Raw genomic sequence first — 18,016 nt, 5'->3', positions numbered from 1 at the left:
GCCTTAGCCTTCTTTCTCAAGATTAAACATATCTTTGAATAAATCCCAGTACAAACCTTCTTCCTCTGTACCAGCAATTTCGTTGAAGTGAATCATCGGTTCACGCAACATTTTGCGAATGATCATGCGACTCATAGAGTCCATAATGCGGCGCTCCTTATCAGAAATATCAGGCAATTTCGCTAATGCACGATGTAACTCACGACGGCGAATGCGCTCTGCTTTTTCTGTGAGCAATGCCATCATAGGACGTACCGTCAAATAGCTCAATTTATCTAATAATTCTTCAATAGCATCGTGAATGATAGGCTCTGCACGACGAGCTTCCTCTTCGCGCTGTGCCTTATTCTCTTCTACTACGCTTTCAAGAGAGTCGATATTAAACAGATAAATGCCATCCATATCTGCTACAGCAGGATCGATATCGCGTGGTACCGCAATATCAATCATAACGATTGGTTCGCCCTTACGAAGAGATGTAATTTTCTTAGCTTCTCGTTCCGTAATAATATAGTGCGGCGCCCCTGTAGATGTGATGAGGATATCCGCATCTTTAGCGTAATCTACAAAGTTATCGAGCTTAACAGCTTTACCATTAAATCGCTCTGCTAGAGCCTCTGCCTTGGTAAAGGTTCTATTGGATACAAAAATCGTTTTTACGCCCTTTGCTTGTAAGTGTGTTGCGGTCAACTCACTCATGGTACCAGCACCTAAGATGAGTACCGTCGCTTCAGATAAAGGTTTATCTAGGCTGTCCTCAGCAAGGTTAACAGCAGTGTAGCTAACAGATACAGGCGTATTAGCAATACCTGTGTTCGTCCGTACCTTTTTACCAACACTAATAGCACGTTGGAATAAGATATTAAAAATTGTGCCCGTACAGCCTGCGCTATAAGCCTGAATATAAGCCCCTTTTAATTGGCTCAAAATTTGACCTTCCCCCAACACAAGGGAATCAAGGCTCGCAGATACGCGGAACAGATGTTCAATGCAATCGCGCTCTTCGTAGAAGAAGAAAGCATCTTCATCGATGTGGTCGGCACCTTTTAAATCCTTTAACACAGCCAGCATATATTCTTTAGGGAATTCTACACCTTCTAAGGCCGCATAGATTTCCGTTCTATTACAGGTAGATAATATAACGCATTCTGCTACACAGTCAAATTCATAGAGGCGGTTCAGTGCAGTAACTACCTCGTCTTTATCAAACGAGAAACGTTCACGCACCTCTACAGCGGCACTTCTATGATTTAGACCTAATACCACTAATTTCATGGTCAAGTTTCTCCTCTATAGTCATCCACTCTCCCTTGAGAATGGCTTCAAAAGTTTCTACGGTCAGATGATCTCGCCAAAATTTCTGTCGAGCCTCTGGGGTAGGAAGTAGTAACTTTACTTCTTCTCTAAATATTTTAAGTCTAGGCATAGCCTTTTGCAACTGCCCATAACGATTCATCATATCTTGCCTTACGAGGCGATTGATACGAGGTCCTACGTTATTAGCGCTAATAGCGATGTGAAGATCGCCTAGTTCAAGTGATGAAGGCACAGTAAATCTGCATGCACTAGGGGCATCACTGCGATTAGTCCAGACGCGGTGTTTTTTCCCCATATCATATAACGTATCGTTTAATTCGCCATTATCTGTGCAGATAAAGAACAAACTGCTCGTTATAATGTGGTGTTCATCGTCCATTGTAAAAGCACGGTCGTACCAAGTGATACGATTATCCTTTGCCCATTGGCAAATCCTATCTGTTACAGTGGGAGCGATTACCACAATATTGCACGGCTCATCAATAAAGAGCTGCATCCGTCGCTCTGCGACCTCCCCGCCGCCAACGAATAGGATTGTATCTTCTGTTGTAGGTTGAAATGTTATGGATACCATGGCTGTCCTACTATATATAAAAAAATCGGCTTGATGGTCAAGCCGATTTTCAATTGCCTACATGAATCGTTTCAGATATACGCCGATACGCCCCTTACGAGATGTACCTGTAATGGCTTCTACCTTCATTCGGCCACGACCACGCATAGAAATAACATCCCCTTCTTTAACTTCTTGGGATGCACCCTTAGCTGGTTGCCAGTTTACTTGCAATAATCCTGCATTAATAGCGCTTACCAATTTAGTACGAGACACGCTAAAACCAGAACTTGCCACCGCATCTAAGCGCAAAGAAGCAACTGTAGTGCGGACTTCTTTAATTTTTTCTTCTTTTGGTGCAATATCTGATAGCTCAATAGCCTCTACAGATACGGAAACCATAGCAATTTTTGTAAAGTTTTGAATCACGAAGTCTGCTACACTTTCATCCACCATAATTTGAGCGCCCCCTTGCTGAACGATAACGTCCCCAAATTTGGAGCGATCAATGCCAAGGCCCATCAAGGAGCCTAGCACATCGCGATGGGTAAGCAATCGGAACCGTGGGTCCCAATTTACCTTAAGGGCGCGAATGCCCATGTCCACAGTACCGTTAAAGTCGCTATATACAAAGGCGATACGGATCCGTTCCGCCCCTTCATAGCCACCATCTGTCTTAACGATAAGCTGTGGGTAGTTAGCCTTGATGGCGTCTGCAATGACAAGGCCTGCAGGGCTCGTAAAGTCCGCCACGCGATAAGGGCGACCTTTTACAACCTGCTCAGCCAAGTCTAGCATGCGGCGAGCTTCCTCACCGCTACCACTGGCTTCAAAATATCGAATTAATTTACTAGTATCTGCCAAAATTATTTCCCCAATTCATTCGACCGAGCAAGACATGCTACTACGCCGTCTTGGAGAGCACTGCGAAGTCCACCTTTTTCCATGGCACCAATACCGGCAATGGTCGTGCCACCTGGACTTGTTACTTGATCTCGTAGTACTGCTGGATGATTGCCACTTTCAAGAGCCATCTTACCAGCACCATACATTGTTTGAGCCGCTGCCTTGATTGCCAAGTGACGAGGCAATCCGATGCGAACGCCCGCATCAGCTAAAGCATCAAGAATGACGAACATATATCCAGGACCTGCACCAGATAGTGCACCTAAGCGATCTAAATCGGCTTCACTTACCACAGCCACTTCGCCGACAGCCTCAAATAAGGCTTGTACAGCGCGACCAAGGTCAGTATGTACATCATCCCCGGCAAGAGCCGTCATGCCTGCACCGATAGAAGCCGGTGTATTTGGCATAGCTCTAAACCAGTTAGCTTGCGGAATCGCTGCATCTAGAGTATCTAAGGTAATACCTGCAGCAACTGAAATCATAACAGTCCCATAAGGTACTTCTTTTAACGTCTCTAATACAGATGGTAACACTTGTGGTTTTACGGCCAACAGAATGGTATTGTACTCGTTTACATCAGGCAATGTAGTAAAACCTACTACACCGAGCTCCTCAGTTAGAGCCTTACATTGTTCTTCGCGACGCACGAGAATGTGTGTATCACTTGCTTTCAACACGCCATGCTGTAATGCACCGCGCAATAGAGCGCCACCCATTGAGCCAACGCCTATACATAGGGTTTTACCTAACATCGTTGTCACCACCATTTATAGAGAAATTATTTATTGTCCCAAGCGTATTCGTTTTGCTCAGTTTTATTGCTGTCATTATCAGAATAATCAATGGAAATGTTTACAGGTACGCACATGAAAATGTCTTTACCTACTTTTTCCAATTTGCCATCCAATGCAAAAGTCGCACCAGATACGAAGTCCACAATACGAGCTGCTTCATGAGGATCTGTATTTTCAAAGTTGATCAATACAGGACGCATGTCGCGCAATTGATGTGTAATATTTTCAGAGTCTTCAAATACTTTTGGTTCAATTACAACTACTTTCATAGCTGTTGGACGTTGTGTCATCGTAGATTGGCCTCCTACCTTGCGTGGATGAAATTCAGATGCGCCGGATACTGGAGCTACTGGAGCTACTGGTGTAGGTTCCGCTTCATATTCCTCTTCATCTTCATAGTCATAATCATCATATTCATAGTCATCATCATTTTTGCCTAAGAATAAGTTTTTTGCTTTGTCTAAATAATCTCCCAATGCCATTTGGATTTCCTCCTAATACTTAACGCTATCGATTATCAGGCAACCCAAGCCTTAATCATACACACGTTCCCCAAAAATTGCTGTGCCTACACGAACGATGTTAGCCCCTTCTTCTAAAGCGACTTCAAAGTCGTGAGTCATCCCCATAGATAAATATTGAATCTGCCCCTCTTCAAAGTAGCCTTTCATATCCTCATACAAGGCGTTTGCTACCCGGAAGATTGGACGTGCTTCCTCTGGATCGTCGAAAAATGGCGCCATACACATCAAGCCCCGTACACGTACATGAGGCAATGTCTTTGCATAGTCTCGAATCTCTGGAAACTCCTCTACGGACATGCCCGTTTTGGAGGCTTCTCGAGCTACATTGACTTGCAACAATACGTCTTGCACCTTGTCGTGCTTTGTAGCGACCTTTTCGATTTCATCTAATAGTTTACGGCTGTCTACAGAATGAATTAAATCAAACATAGGCACCGCTTGACGCACCTTGTTGACCTGTAAATGGCCAATCAAGTGCCATGTTAATTGTGGCCCCTTATAGGTGAGCTGTTTTTCCTTGGCCTCTTGTACTCGGTTTTCCCCTACATGAGTCACACCGAGACTAGCCGCCTCCTCTACAGCTGACACAGGGTGGTTCTTTGTAACCGCCACTAACAATGCTGTATCTACGCGACCAACGCGCGCCATAGCATCTGCCATGCGCTGCTGTATTGCGTGTAGGGATTCTTCAATCACGTGAATGCCCCCTTCAATCTATATATAGTAATCATCAAATATATTTGTATAGACTATTCTATTATATAGTATTTAGCCTTGAATGTACATGATTTAGAGCTTATAAGCACCATAAATCATTGCATGGATATGCTAACAATCATCTGCTTGATTCTAATTATTGTGAAAGCTAATTGTTAGCGGTCTTGTAACATTCCAAAGAGTGCCATACGGCCTGTTGTTCCTGCTTCACGGCGATAGGAATAGCAGTCGCTTTCAGTTACACTATCGGTACCACCGATAGCAATATGTTCTCTAGGTACACCATTAACTATGAGTCCTTCGGCGATAAAGTTCCATAAATTGATATAGGCCTTATCTAATTTATCACCAGGATAGTTAACCACGTCAGCTGCGTTTCGCTCTGTCATAGCTCGCCAAGCTAATTCAAAGCGTTTCCCTAGCTCTACGTCGACTTCAAAGGACTCAGGCCCAATACTAGGCCCAAGATATACATAACAGTCTTTAAACTCAGTGCCGTAAGTTTCTTTCATAGCCTCAATAGTGAGCACTGGCAAATGACCAATGGCACCACGCCAGCCTGCATGTACTGTAGCGATAGCATGATGTTTAGCATCGTAAATACCAACGCCTACGCAGTCTGCTGTAAACAAGAATAATGGCACATTAGGTAATCTTGTAAATACCGCATCACAGTCAGCAATAGCCGTATCCTCCCCGAGAGCACCAGCACCAATGAGGTTTTCCGTAATTTCTATAGCCTTAAGACCATGTACTTGATTACCGCAGGAAATACGCTTCGGATCAACACCTAAATGATCCGCCACAACAGCTCGATTAGCTCGTACATTCTGAGCCTCATCCCCTACGTGAAAGGCTAAGTTTAACGATTCATAAGGGGCCTTCGATACGCCACCATGACGATAGGTATCCCCCATAACGATAGGAAATTGTTCAGCCCATTTGGGTGCTTCATAGGACCAAGTACCATGAGGTCCTTTTACATCTATACGTTTTTCAGATTCATTCATGCGTATCTCCTATTTACACACACCACAACGTTTACAGCCTTGTACACATGGCGGTGTATACGCTTCATCAATGGAGCGCTTCCATTCCATTTCAAGATAACCTTCGTCCATCCCCATATCTAAGTGACTCCATGGTAAGAATTCATCAAAGCTACGTTCACGATAGTTCATTTCGTCCATATCTAGGCCTGCGCCCTTCAATTCAGCCTTGAAGGACTTGCTACCACGATCTGCGGCACATGCCGCAAGAACAGCGCCAAGACGGCGGTCACCACGAGCGAGAACGCCTTGAATATACGCCTCTTTTGGAGACTCTACGAGCACCTCGATGCGACGATTCTTTTGCAATGCCTTCTTAATATATTGCAGTTTTTTCTCTACCGTTTTTTGATTATCCATGGCCATCCATTGGAACGGTGTAAAAGGCTTTGGAATAAATGGATTAATACTGAGCGTTAACCGCCCTTTACATCCCACCTCTGCCATATGAGCTTGCGTCCGTTCTGCAAGGCCTACGATAGCTTCGATATCTTCGTCAGTTTCCGTAGGCAACCCAATCATAATATAGAGTCGCATATGTTGAATGCCAGACTTTGCAGATAAGGTAGCTGCATTTTGTAAATGTTCTTCGCTAATGCCCTTATTGATGACGCGGCGCAGCCGGTCACTGCCCGTTTCGGGAGCAATAGTAATCGTCTTTTGACCACTATCTGCCAAGCCATCAACTACGGCTTGCGTTAAGGAGTCCGCCCGCAAGGACGCACAAGAGTAGCGCATATCTTTAGAGCGAATGTAATTAACTAACTCATCGACCTCTGGATAATCAGAAATAGCGGCGCCCATGAGGCCTACTTTTTTGCCTAACTGCTCTGCTCTATCTACACCTTCTTTTAAAATGTCGAGAGGACGCACACGAGGCACACGGAAGCAGTATCCAGCCATACAGAATCGACAATGACGGCCACAACCACGTGCTACCTCGATGATGTACATAGCGCCAAATTCTGTATAGTTTGTTGCTACTACGGTTTCGCCGCCGCTAGTGAGCATTTCAAAGTGGCGTTTAATCGTTTTTGGTGCGCCTTCTGCAATATCATAACCTTTAAATTCGCCGTTGTCGCTGTAAATTGGCACGTACAATGATGGTACATACACGCCAGATATATTCGCTAATTGACGCAAAATAGCATGTCGATCTAGACCCTCCATTTTGCCATCGCGAATAATATCTAGAACGCGACTGACGATGCCTTCCCCTTCACCAATGATGAAAGCATCAATAAAATCCGCAAAGGGCTCTGGATTGAAGGTAGCACAAGGGCCCCCGGCAATGACGATAGGATCAAATTCAGTGCGGTCTTTCCCCATAATAGGTACGCGTCCATGACGTAACATCAGCGGAATATGGAAATAGTCCATTTCAAAGGTCACGTCAAAGGCCACCACATCAAATTGATGCATAGGCCGCTGTGTTTCAACGCTCATTAACGGTGTCTTAGTCTTATCATATGCTTCTAATTCCTTTTTCTCAGGTAAGAAGATACGTTCACATACGCTATCATGGCGTAAGTTGATTTCCTCATAAATGATGTGAAGACCAAGATTACTCATGCCTACAAAATATGTATTGGGATAGACGATAGCTACCTTTTGCCCTGCATGAGGATTTACAGTAACTCGACTAGCCTCGTCTTTATATAATGCTTGTAATCGATCAATTAAATCTTTACGATTCACTAGTTTCCTTTCTCTGTTTAAAATTTAGAACGTTTTTTACGTTCATATGGGTAAATAACAACCTTGCCCCCATTGTATTCCGCAATATATACGTCCTTAATAGAATACCCTTGAGCTTGTACCTCTTGTTCAAGCCACTCTCTATCTTTTTCAATTACATCAAGAGTAAATTGATTGATTTGACCATCATCAATGAGGTCAAAACGAATATTATCTTCCCCAAATTGAACTATATTGAGTTGACCGTTTTGTTCTAACACAGCGCGTTTAACATCTGTTACATATTGAACACCTGCTACTCGAAGCTTCAACTTAAGCTCCGCCGCTTGAATGCCATAACGCATACATTCATCTGTTAGAATATGCCCTTTTTCAATTACGATAACTGGATGTCCATCTAGAATTGTTTTAAAGAAACGAAGGTTCCCTTTTAAAAACTTAAGCGTCATTACGAGAATAGTCCACAAAATGAGGACTAACATAAACTGTAAAATACCAATTTGGTCATTATAAATGATGGCACCGATAATACCACCAAGTACATAGTTTTGTAATTGGTCTAAAGCAGAGGTCGGCGCTAAGTTGCCCTTCCCCATTAAGTTGATTTGTAAAATAATCGCCAAGAGACCGATGGCGAGTTTTGCAAAGACCATCCCATAGACGGCCATAGCTTCTGTCATATGTGGTCCTCCTTATGGTAATACATCCGCTTTATCATGGATTCGATCTGTGGGACTAACCTTATACACCCGTGTAATCGTGTACGTTGAAAATTCTGGGTTAAATTGAATCTCATAATAAGTATCACTTACTTTTAAAATCATGCCATTGCGAATTTTCAAGGAGTTAACTGCTAATTGCTCACTTGGTACAGATCGCTCTGTACTAAAAGAATGTAAAAATTGAGCCATACGAGAAGAATCTTCAGAGTATGTTTTCATACGGTTATATTCTTGATATTCAAGGCCCAAGAAAAACACCACAATCAACGACAAGATAACCATTAAATCCCGATAACGACTCGTCAAGCCATTTCGTAGAACTTGTACGCCCAAAACGAGCAATGCTAATAAAACGGTTACTAAGATAATAAAGCCCCATGTTTGGCCCGCTACAGCTTGACTTTCAACATAGGCTAATGTGTAGAAATCCATATCGTTCTCCTTTCATAGATTATTCTTTATTATACCATATCTTGTGCCAATATTTTCGATATAACAATGTATGTCAACATAAAACATCCTATAAAACGATAAAAAAGCGACCCCCTAAGGAGTCGCTTTTTTATGCTTTATCTTACAAGAGATTATAAATTAATACTCTTATTTCAACCAGCTCATCAAGTTGCGAAGCTCTGCACCAACTGGTTCGATTGGATGAACAGCTGCTGCTTCACGATGTTCTTTAAGGAATTTTTGACCATTTTTGGAATCAGCCAAGAATTCGTCAGCGAATTTACCGGATTGGATATCAGCCAAGATTTGTTCCATCGCTTTTTTAGTATCTGCAGTGATTACGCGAGGACCTGCATGGTAGTCGCCGTATTCAGCAGTGTTGGAGATGGAGTGGCGCATTTTTTGGAAGCCACCTTCGTAGATAAGGTCTACGATCAATTTCATTTCGTGTAAGCACTCGAAGTAAGCGTTTACAGGTTCATAACCAGCTTCAGTTAATACTTCGAAACCAGTTTTGATCAATTCAGTAACGCCGCCGCACAATACAGCTTGTTCACCGAAGAGGTCAGTTTCAGTTTCGGATTTGAAGTTAGTTTCCAAGATACCGGAACGGCCACCGCCTACACCGGAAGCCCATGCTAATGCAACTTCTTCAGTATCGCCAGATGGATCTTTTTCTACAGCGTACAAGCAAGGAACGCCGGAGCCTTCTTGGTATGTACGACGAACTAAATGACCAGGGCCTTTAGGAGCTACCATGAATACGTTTACGTCTTCACGAGGAACGATTTTGCCGAAGTGAATGTTGAAGCCATGAGCGAATGCCAAGTATGCGCCTTGTTTCAAGTTTGGCTCAATATCGTTTGCGTAAACGTCAGCTTGTAATTCGTCTGGAATCAATACCATAACGATGTCAGCACCTTTAACTGCTTCTGCAGTTTCTTTTACTGTAAGGCCTGCTTCTTCTGCAGCTTTCCAGCTAGAAGAACCACCACGAAGACCAATTGTTACGTCCATACCATTTTCTTTTAAGTTCAATGCATGCGCATGACCTTGAGAACCGTAACCTAAAACTGTAATTTTTTTGCCTTCTAATTTGCCCAAATTACAATCTGCATCATAATAAACTGTAGTACCTAAAATTTTACCTGCCATATTAGACAACCTCCAAACATATTCAATAGAATATAGACTAATATATACTGTACACAATCCAACAAATTTTTGCAAGATGTGGCGTACATTAATTTAGTATCAGTAAGCTAAATTTCAAGTTACTGATAAAGAAATTTGATTACTACCGAACAATCACCCATGGGCGATCATCTTTCCACACAACTTGTACGGGAATGCCAAACACATCAGACAGATTTTCATCTGTTAATACAGCGTGTTTCGGTCCCGCATGTATCATCTTGCCCTCTCGCAAGATGGCTACATGTGTAATCGCTGGTAGTATCTCTTCAATTTGATGTGACACATAGATAATCGGTGTCTGTTGCTCCGCAACCAAGTTAGCTACTGTACGCAAGAATTGTTCTCGCGCCGGTAAGTCTAAGCCAGAGCAAGGCTCATCCAAAATCAGTAAATCTGGATTTGCCATGATGGACCGTGCCAATAATACACGTCGCTGTTCCCCAGCGGACAAAGTATGAAAACGATGTCCTTCTAAGTGGCTTACCCCAAACTCAGCTAATAATTGCATACCACGCTCACGCACATCTGGTGCAACCTCTTGGTATATACCGATGCTATTGAAAGCACCAGAAATGATGACATCCTCTACAACTTGCTTATCTAAGGTAGACTGAAACTGTCCCAGAGCAGAGCTAACAAAGCCTAATCTCGATTTAATTTTAGGCCATGCATATTTCCCAAATTCATGACCAAAGACACGCAAGGTGCCTGTCGTTGGAATTTGGTAGGCCGGTATCATGCTGAGAAGCGTCGATTTACCAGCCCCATTGAGCCCTAAGAGGGCCCAATGTTCACCTTCCTCTATATGCCAATTTACATTATCTAGGATATGTCTGCCATCGCGACGAAAGCAGACATTTTCATAATGGAGTAATTCATTCCCCACTCTATCATCTCCTACATTTTTTCTCCACGGCTCATCGCTGTAATACCAGTTTTTGCAATTTCAAGGATACCATACGTTTCCATAATTTGGATGAAACCGCGCAACTTTTCAACACTGCCGATGACTTCAATAATCATGGACGTAGGAGAAATATCGAGTACATTACCGCGATATACATCGGCAATTTGTACAATTTGAGAACGTGTTGTAGCCGTCGCTTTTACCTTGATAAGCATCAATTCACGACATACTACATCATGATCTTCAAAGACTTTAACCTTTACAACGTCAATAAGCTTGTAAATTTGCTTTTGAACTTGATCTAAGATGCGGTCATCCGCCTCAACAGTGAGGGTAATACGCGCATAACCTGGCTTATTAGTAATGCCAGAGGTCATTTTTGTAACGTTAAAACCACGACGATTAAAGAGTGCCAAAATACGTGTACCAATACCTGGTGTATTTTTTGCAATTACTAAGACTTGATGTTCTTTAGCCATTATAGCACCCCTTTCTTACCCATCATGCCGCTTACAGTGCCGCCTGCTGGAATCATTGGCAATACATTGTCTTCACGCTCAACGCGACAATCTAGGACGATGCTTTCATCAGACGTAATGTAAGATTTGAAATCTTTATTGAAAGTTTCCACATTATCGAGACGAGCCGCCTTTAAATCAAAGGCATCAGCCAATTTCAAGAAGTCTGGGCTCATTTCCAAATCTACATAGGAGTAGCGACGATCGTTAAAGATTTGTTGCCATTGACGAACCATGCCAAGGTAACCATTGTTGATGATTACAATTTTGATTGGCAAGTTATATTGACGAACCATCATGAGCTCTTCGCAAGTCATTTGGAAGCCACCATCACCTACAACAAGAACTACTTGTTTCTTTGGAGCACCTACTTGTGCACCAATAGCGGCCGGTAAACCATAACCCATTGTACCAGCACCACCAGATGTAACGATGGTATGAGGTTTTTTATGTGTTAAGAATTGAGCCGCCCACATTTGATGCTGACCTACATCAGAAACGATGATGGCATCATCTTTCACAATTTTATTAAGTTCAGATAATACATATTGTGGATGTAATTCACCATCAGTAGATTCTGGAACAACAATAGGATACTCCTCTTGCCACTGACGAATTTGATCAAGCCAGGCTTCATGTTTTGCGGGCTCCACAAGTGCGTTAAGCTCTGTTAATACCCGTTTCAAGTCGCCTACGATAGGCACATCGATTGTGACGTTCTTGTCGATTTCAGCTGGGTCGATATCGATGTGAATGATCTTAGCTTTTTTACAGAAGAAATCTGGATGGCCTGTAATGCGGTCGTGGAAGCGAATACCTGCTGCGATAACAAGGTCTGCCTCGTCTGTACTATTATTAGCCGCCACAGAGCCGTGCATACCTACCATGCCTAGGGCTAATTCGTGGTCCCCAGGGAAGCCGCCAAGGCCTACTAAAGTATTCGTTACAGGAATATGAGCTGTTTCAGCCAATGATTTAAGCTCATCCACAGCACCGGATTTCAATACGCCCGCACCAGCTATGATAAGAGGGCGCTTAGCATTTTTAATGAGCGTAGCAGCCTTCTTAATCTGACCTTGATGACCTTTATAAGTTGGATCATAGCCTTCAAGTTGAATCGGTACTTCATATAATTTATTGTATTCTGTCATGGATATTTTTTCTGTTTGAATATCCTTTGGAATATCGATAAGTACTGGACCTGGACGGCCTGTACCAGCAATAAAGTACGCTTCTTTAATGATGCGAGGTAAATCATGAATATCTTGTACAAGATAGTTATGCTTTGTAATCGGCATTGTAATACCTTGAATATCCGCCTCTTGGAAGGAATCCTTACCGATGAAAGGACGACCTACCTGACCAGTAATGGCTACCATTGGTACGGAATCCATGTACGCAGTCATAATGCCTGTTACAAGATTTGTCGCACCAGGACCAGACGTAGCAAGACATACACCTACGCGACCAGATACGCGAGCATAACCGTCTGCTGCATGTGCTGCACCTTGTTCATGACGAACGAAATAATGTTTAATTTCAGGGAAGCTATAAATTTCATCGTAAATTGGAATTACCGCGCCACCTGGGTATCCGAACATATCGGTTACGCCTAGGCGATGCAATGTTTCAAGGACAATGCGTGCCCCATTGATTGTTTCTGTGCTCATAGGAACCCTTTCAACCAGCTATTCAGACAAGGTCTCGCTGGAATTTAAACGTTTAATAATGTAACCATTATTTTTGAAAGTATCAATAATCTGTTGGATGTGTTCTTCACCATTTGTCTCTACTGTTACTTGTAATTCCACTTCGTGGAAGCGGTCAAGGTTTTTAAACTGATTGTGATCGAGTTTAATTACGTTTGCATCCGCATCTGCCAGCATTTGAGAAACAGCTACCAACTGACCTGGTTTATCAGGCAAGTTAACAGAGAAGGTAAAGATACGACCACGTACGACAAGACCTTTATTGATCATAGAGGAAATGGTAAGTACGTCGATATTGCCACCGCTGACGATGGCTACAACCTTTTTACCAGTGCAGTTTAATTTTCTAAGGCCTGCCAATGGTAAAATACCAGAGTTTTCTGCTACTAATTTATGTTTTTCTACGAGTAACAAGAATGCTTCCATCAACTCGTAGTCAGAAACAGTAATAATTTCATCTACATATTGTTTGATATATTCTAATGTAGTTTCACCAATTTGACGCACAGCTGTACCATCTGCGATGGTTGCCACTTCATTAAGTGGCACAGGGTGATCAGCCTTTAGTGCAGCAATTGCACTAGCGGCACCTTCTGGTTCTACACCGATAATCTTAATACTAGGATTTTTTAATTTAGCAGCCGCTGCGATACCAGAAACAATACCGCCACCACCAACTGGGACTAGCAATACATCAGCATCAGGCAATTCCTCTAAAACCTCTAATGCAATTGTACCTTGCCCTTCAATTACATCTTCATCATCAAAAGGATGAACAAACACATAGCCGTGTTCTTGTTGGAGCTCCATCGCCTTTTGGTAAGCTTCATCATAAATCTCGCCGTGTAGTACAACCTCTGCGCCGTATTGTTTCGTTGCATTGACCTTAATGAGAGGTGTATGTTTTGGCATTACGATTGTCGCTTTAATGCCGAGGCGTTTTGCGGCAAGTGCCACACCTTGTGCGTGGTTGCCGGCAGACGCGGCGATAACACCGCGCGCCTTTTCCTCTTCCGTCAATTTTGCAATTTTATTATAAGCTCCACGGACCTTAAAGGAGCCTGTTATTTGTAAGTTTTCTGGCTTGATATATACATCATTGCCACACTCGTCAGAGAACACATCACTATGAAGCAATTTTGTTTTCACCGTGATTGTGCTTAATCGCTCACGAGCCTCCATAAAATCATACAACTTATGCATGTACTCTATCTCCTCTAGTTAGTATTAATGAAAATCTACTATTAGTCTTCAAATACTTCGATAGCACCTTGTGCTGCAGAGGATACATGAAGAGCATATTTTTTAAGGTAACCAGTTACATTGGATTTGAATGGTTTCAATGCGGCTTTACGACGAGCGATTTCCTCATCGGATACTGCTAATTCTAATTTACCGTTTGGAATGTCGATGTTGATGATATCACCATCTTCAACAACGGCAATTGTGCCACCTGCCGCAGCTTCTGGAGATACGTGACCAATGGATGCACCACGAGTAGCACCAGAGAAACGACCGTCAGTCAACAAGGCTACGTCTTTATCAAGACCCATACCTGCGATCATAGATGTTGGTGTCAACATTTCACGCATGCCAGGACCACCTTTAGGGCCTTCGTAGCGGATAACTACCACGTCGCCTTTTACGATTTTACCGCCTGTAATAGCTTCAACAGCTTCTTCTTCGCTGTTGAATACTTTTGCTGGGCCAGAATGAACGAGCATATCCGCATCTACAGCACCCGCTTTTACAACAGAACCGTCTTCAGCAAGGTTGCCTTTAAGTACAGCAATACCACCAGTTTCGTGAACTGGATTATCCCAAGGATGAATTACGTCTTCATCAGCTACACAAGCAGCCTCAGCGATTTCACCTTGTGTTTTAAGAGCTACTGTTTGGCACTCCGTATGGAGACGACCATTTTCTGCTAACCGTTTTAATACTGCAGATACGCCACCTGCTGCATACAAGTCTTCGATGAAGTATACGCCAGATGGGGATAATTTAGATAATTGAGGTGTAATTTGAGCAATGCGATCGAAATCGTCTAAGGATAATGGTACACCTGCTTCGTGAGCAATGGCTGGCAAGTGAAGTGCTGTATTAGAGGAACCACCTAATGCCATATCGAGTGCTACTGCATTTTCAAAGGCTTCACGAGTCATAACATCTTTTGGACGAAGATTTGCTTTTAATACTTCTACTGCTTGCATACCTGCTAATTTAGCAAGACGTAAACGTTCAGAGTATACAGCAGGGATTGTACCGTTACCAGGAAGGCCCATACCAAGAGCCTCTGTTAAGCAGTTCATTGTGTTTGCTGTGTACATACCAGAGCAAGAGCCACAAGTAGGACATGCATTATCTTCAATGCTTGCCAATTCTTCGTCGCCCATTTCGCCAGTTTGGTGTTTACCTACTGCTTCAAACACGTCGGACAAACCAATTTTTTTACCTTTATGTACACCAGCAAGCATTGCGCCACCAGATACGAATACAGATGGAATGTTAAGGCGAGCCGCCGCAATCAACATACCTGGTACTACTTTGTCGCAGTTTGGAATGAATACCATCGCATCGAATGGTGTTGCCATTGCAGTTGCCTCGATGGAGTCAGCAATGATATTGCGTGTAACCAAGGAGTATTTCATGCCGATATGGTTCATTGCGAGGCCATCGCAAATACCGATTGTATTGAACTCGATTGGCACACCACCTGCGTTGCGGATGCCGTCTTTTACGGCTTGTACAATATTTTTCAGGCCCACGTGACCAGGGATAATCTCGTTGAAAGAGTTCGCAATACCAATGACTGGTCTGCCCATTTCTTCGTCAACGAAACCTAGAGCTTTTAGCAAAGATCTGTGTGGTGCACGTGCTACGCCTGTTTTTAAATTGTCACTTCTACAACTCATGTTAATCTCCTCACTTTTGAAAGCATCCACTTGGACGGCTTTCACAACGCATAAAAAAAGACGATTCCTATGAATCGTCTTAAAAGTTTACAAATGATATTCCTTTTGTTTACAGAATTCCTATATACATAAATAGACCTATGTACCCCTTGGAAAATATACACATAAGAAACAAACTATATAGCCAAAATCTTATTGATTGTATATTAACCCATTCGCGGAACTTCTAAGACAAAAACGTGTTAAGTTGTTGTTCATAATTCGAATGTCATTAATAATCACGACTAGCGCAATAATCAATAAGCTAATGACTAAACCTAACATGTTTCCTCCTAAAATAATCTGTAATATTAATCACGGAATAATAATAACACGTTACATTATCCTGTGCAAGATAATTCGCTATAAATTCTATAGATTCACTATAGTTTTTTCATGAAGTTCACCATATAAAAAAGCTATAGCAAAGCTAGTTAGGTATAAAAAATGTACATATAACACGAAAAAATCCCCCACCGTAGTGAGGGATTTTTATATTATAGGATACCAAAGATCCACATACCAAGGGCACCGCCCCAGAAATGGATGAGGAAGCTTACTACGGAAATGGCAAGCCCAACGCGCCACCACGTACCTTGCGGCACATAACCAGCGCCAAAAAAGATTGGCGTTACACCAGAGCTATAGTGAGTTAATGTACAACCAGGGCTATTCATCAAACCAAAGAGCAAGATGGTAAACGGAATTGGTGCGCCCATAGCCACGAGAATGGCCGCAAAGGCAGAGAACAAAGCTGTAATACGCGCCGTACCACTAGCGAAGAAATATTGGGAGTATACAAAGGTTGCAGAGATAATAAAGGATGCCCAGAACCAGTCAATACCAGCAAGATGTTGGCTAACAAAGTCTGCAAAGACAGCTACTACACCGAGTTTACCGAGTAAGCCTGCCATGCCAACGAGAGTACCCATCCAAATGAGGATATCCCAACCAGTGCGCTCACCTAAGATATCATCCCACGTAAGAGAGCCTGTTACTACACATGCAAGAACACCCATCATAGCCACTACGGTTGGATGAAGCTTAGTCCAAATCGCCGTAGCCCAAAGCAAGATACAAAGCACAAAGATAATAGCTACAGAAATTTCGGCTTTTGTAATAGGCCCAAGAGCATCTAACTCTTTTTGAGCCATCGCCGCTGCTTGTGGGGTTTCTTTAATTTCTGGAGGATAGATCTTATAAATGAACCAAGGCATCAAAATCATACAAATCACACCAGGAATCACACCCGCTTGAAACCATTCCCACCAAGAAATATCATAGCCGAATAATTTCGCACCTAGGGACGTAATGAGCAAGTTACCACTACATGCAGTCAAGAAGATCGTTACAGTAATAGTGTTGATGGTATGAGCCGTCGTCATCAAGTACGCCCCAATGCGACGAGCTGTCTTCCCATATGGTTCAGAATCAAAAGCTAACGAAATATTTTGCACGATTGGGAATACGATACCGCCCCCACGAGCCGTATTAGATGGCGTCGCTGGAGAGATAATCAAATCCGTACAAGCTAATGCATAGGCAAGCTTTAAAGAACTTGTGCCGAAAGAACGAATCAAAGTATAGGCAATGCGCTTACCAAGGCCAGAATTAATAATACCTCTAGAAAAGAATACGGCCGCTACGATAAGCCACACATTTGCCTCTGCATAACCACCTAATGCTTGCACCATTGTAATAGACTTTGTGGCTACCGCCGCAACGATACCAAAGAGCGCCATAATGCCCGTTGGCCAAGGACGCAGAATAAAGCCTACAATGGTAGCCGTAAAGATAGCTAATAAATGCCACCCTTCAGGCTTAATTGCCTCCGTGTGAGGCAAGAACCAGATTACTACGCCCACCAAAACGGTAAGGGCCGCACGTGTAAAAGTATTCATAGAACCTCCCTATCAAACTACTCAAATCAACTATTACAGTTACAGTTACAGTTACAGTTACAGTTACAGTTACAGTTACAGTTACAGTTACAGT

The 18,016-nt window shown here is 42.8% G+C and carries 17 protein-coding genes; all 17 read right to left on the bottom strand.

Annotated features, from left to right (window positions below):
- Positions 1–3 precede the first annotated feature (3 nt).
- Positions 4–1,275 carry a glutamyl-tRNA reductase gene (gene hemA / locus RYM16_RS03355; protein ID WP_273299302.1) on the bottom strand — a complete coding sequence of 424 codons (1,272 nt, stop codon included), beginning with the start codon at positions 1,273–1,275 and terminating at the stop codon, positions 4–6.
- Positions 1,244–1,891, bottom strand: a complete 648-nt coding sequence (locus tag RYM16_RS03350) for a bifunctional precorrin-2 dehydrogenase/sirohydrochlorin ferrochelatase (RefSeq protein WP_314982306.1) — start codon at positions 1,889–1,891, stop codon at positions 1,244–1,246. The genes hemA and RYM16_RS03350 overlap by 32 nt, the downstream gene beginning before the upstream one ends.
- Before the next feature lie 57 nt (positions 1,892–1,948).
- Complete coding sequence (locus RYM16_RS03345) at positions 1,949–2,734, bottom strand: YlmH/Sll1252 family protein (protein WP_314982304.1); 786 nt, start codon at positions 2,732–2,734, stop codon at positions 1,949–1,951.
- A 2-nt stretch (positions 2,735–2,736) separates the two neighbouring features.
- Entirely contained in the window at positions 2,737–3,531 is a 795-nt protein-coding gene (proC, locus tag RYM16_RS03340; RefSeq protein ID WP_287292804.1) for a pyrroline-5-carboxylate reductase, read from the bottom strand.
- 26 nt (positions 3,532–3,557) lie between these two features.
- The gene (locus RYM16_RS03335) at positions 3,558–4,055 is read right to left on the bottom strand and encodes a cell division protein SepF (protein ID WP_009351152.1); all 498 of its coding nucleotides are present in this window, start codon (positions 4,053–4,055) and stop codon (positions 3,558–3,560) included.
- A 51-nt stretch (positions 4,056–4,106) separates the two neighbouring features.
- A complete protein-coding gene (locus tag RYM16_RS03330) occupies positions 4,107–4,793 on the bottom strand; it encodes a YggS family pyridoxal phosphate-dependent enzyme (protein ID WP_227283220.1) in 687 nt (228 codons plus the stop codon).
- A 176-nt stretch (positions 4,794–4,969) separates the two neighbouring features.
- A complete protein-coding gene (locus tag RYM16_RS03325) occupies positions 4,970–5,824 on the bottom strand; it encodes a polyphenol oxidase family protein (RefSeq protein ID WP_314982302.1) in 855 nt (284 codons plus the stop codon).
- Positions 5,825–5,833: 9 nt separating this feature from the next.
- The gene (locus RYM16_RS03320; protein ID WP_314982300.1) at positions 5,834–7,561 is read right to left on the bottom strand and encodes a radical SAM protein; all 1,728 of its coding nucleotides are present in this window, start codon (positions 7,559–7,561) and stop codon (positions 5,834–5,836) included.
- Between the two features lie 17 nt (positions 7,562–7,578).
- Entirely contained in the window at positions 7,579–8,241 is a 663-nt protein-coding gene (locus tag RYM16_RS03315; RefSeq protein WP_265137721.1) for a DUF421 domain-containing protein, read from the bottom strand.
- Between the two features lie 12 nt (positions 8,242–8,253).
- The gene (locus RYM16_RS03310; protein WP_314982298.1) at positions 8,254–8,715 is read right to left on the bottom strand and encodes a DUF3290 family protein; all 462 of its coding nucleotides are present in this window, start codon (positions 8,713–8,715) and stop codon (positions 8,254–8,256) included.
- Positions 8,716–8,883: 168 nt separating this feature from the next.
- On the bottom strand, positions 8,884–9,891 hold the full coding sequence (gene ilvC / locus RYM16_RS03305) for a ketol-acid reductoisomerase (RefSeq protein WP_054747920.1): 1,008 nt from the start codon (positions 9,889–9,891) through the stop codon (positions 8,884–8,886).
- Positions 9,892–10,033: 142 nt separating this feature from the next.
- On the bottom strand, positions 10,034–10,819 hold the full coding sequence (locus RYM16_RS03300) for an ABC transporter ATP-binding protein (RefSeq protein ID WP_105097381.1): 786 nt from the start codon (positions 10,817–10,819) through the stop codon (positions 10,034–10,036).
- Positions 10,820–10,830: 11 nt separating this feature from the next.
- Positions 10,831–11,319, bottom strand: a complete 489-nt coding sequence (gene ilvN, locus RYM16_RS03295) for an acetolactate synthase small subunit (RefSeq protein ID WP_009351165.1) — start codon at positions 11,317–11,319, stop codon at positions 10,831–10,833.
- On the bottom strand, positions 11,319–13,028 hold the full coding sequence (gene ilvB, locus RYM16_RS03290) for a biosynthetic-type acetolactate synthase large subunit (RefSeq protein WP_314982296.1): 1,710 nt from the start codon (positions 13,026–13,028) through the stop codon (positions 11,319–11,321). Before ilvB ends, ilvN begins: the two co-directional genes overlap by 1 nt.
- A gap of 18 nt (positions 13,029–13,046) precedes the next feature.
- Positions 13,047–14,270, bottom strand: coding sequence for a threonine ammonia-lyase (gene ilvA / locus RYM16_RS03285; RefSeq protein WP_314982294.1), 1,224 nt, complete (start codon positions 14,268–14,270; stop codon positions 13,047–13,049).
- Between the two features lie 41 nt (positions 14,271–14,311).
- A complete protein-coding gene (gene ilvD / locus RYM16_RS03280; RefSeq protein ID WP_314982292.1) occupies positions 14,312–15,982 on the bottom strand; it encodes a dihydroxy-acid dehydratase in 1,671 nt (556 codons plus the stop codon).
- Positions 15,983–16,518: 536 nt separating this feature from the next.
- Positions 16,519–17,922 (bottom strand): DASS family sodium-coupled anion symporter, encoded by a 1,404-nt coding sequence (locus tag RYM16_RS03275; protein WP_314982290.1) that lies wholly within the window; start codon positions 17,920–17,922, stop codon positions 16,519–16,521.
- Between the last annotated feature and the right edge of the window lie 94 nt (positions 17,923–18,016).

It is taken from the genome of uncultured Veillonella sp. (assembly GCF_963524655.1).
In the GTDB taxonomy this organism is placed as follows: Bacteria; Bacillota; Negativicutes; order Veillonellales; family Veillonellaceae; genus Veillonella.
The sequence above is the reverse complement of the archived record's forward strand: the minus strand, read 5'-3'. Positions and strand labels throughout refer to the sequence as shown.

Bases quoted from the DNA above. Each gene is read 5' to 3' on its own strand.
- hemA (WP_273299302.1), bottom strand. From the start codon at position 1,275: ATGAAATTAGTGGTATTAGGTCTAAATCATAGAAGTGCCGCTGTAGAG.
- RYM16_RS03350 (WP_314982306.1), bottom strand. From the start codon at position 1,891: ATGGTATCCATAACATTTCAACCTACAACAGAAGATACAATCCTATTC.
- proC (WP_287292804.1), bottom strand. From the start codon at position 3,531: ATGTTAGGTAAAACCCTATGTATAGGCGTTGGCTCAATGGGTGGCGCT.
- RYM16_RS03335 (WP_009351152.1), bottom strand. From the start codon at position 4,055: ATGGCATTGGGAGATTATTTAGACAAAGCAAAAAACTTATTCTTAGGC.
- RYM16_RS03325 (WP_314982302.1), bottom strand. From the start codon at position 5,824: ATGAATGAATCTGAAAAACGTATAGATGTAAAAGGACCTCATGGTACT.
- RYM16_RS03315 (WP_265137721.1), bottom strand. From the start codon at position 8,241: ATGACAGAAGCTATGGCCGTCTATGGGATGGTCTTTGCAAAACTCGCC.
- RYM16_RS03310 (WP_314982298.1), bottom strand. From the start codon at position 8,715: ATGGATTTCTACACATTAGCCTATGTTGAAAGTCAAGCTGTAGCGGGC.
- ilvC (WP_054747920.1), bottom strand. From the start codon at position 9,891: ATGGCAGGTAAAATTTTAGGTACTACAGTTTATTATGATGCAGATTGT.
- ilvN (WP_009351165.1), bottom strand. From the start codon at position 11,319: ATGGCTAAAGAACATCAAGTCTTAGTAATTGCAAAAAATACACCAGGT.
- ilvB (WP_314982296.1), bottom strand. From the start codon at position 13,028: ATGAGCACAGAAACAATCAATGGGGCACGCATTGTCCTTGAAACATTG.
- ilvA (WP_314982294.1), bottom strand. From the start codon at position 14,270: ATGCATAAGTTGTATGATTTTATGGAGGCTCGTGAGCGATTAAGCACA.
- ilvD (WP_314982292.1), bottom strand. From the start codon at position 15,982: ATGAGTTGTAGAAGTGACAATTTAAAAACAGGCGTAGCACGTGCACCA.
- RYM16_RS03275 (WP_314982290.1), bottom strand. From the start codon at position 17,922: ATGAATACTTTTACACGTGCGGCCCTTACCGTTTTGGTGGGCGTAGTA.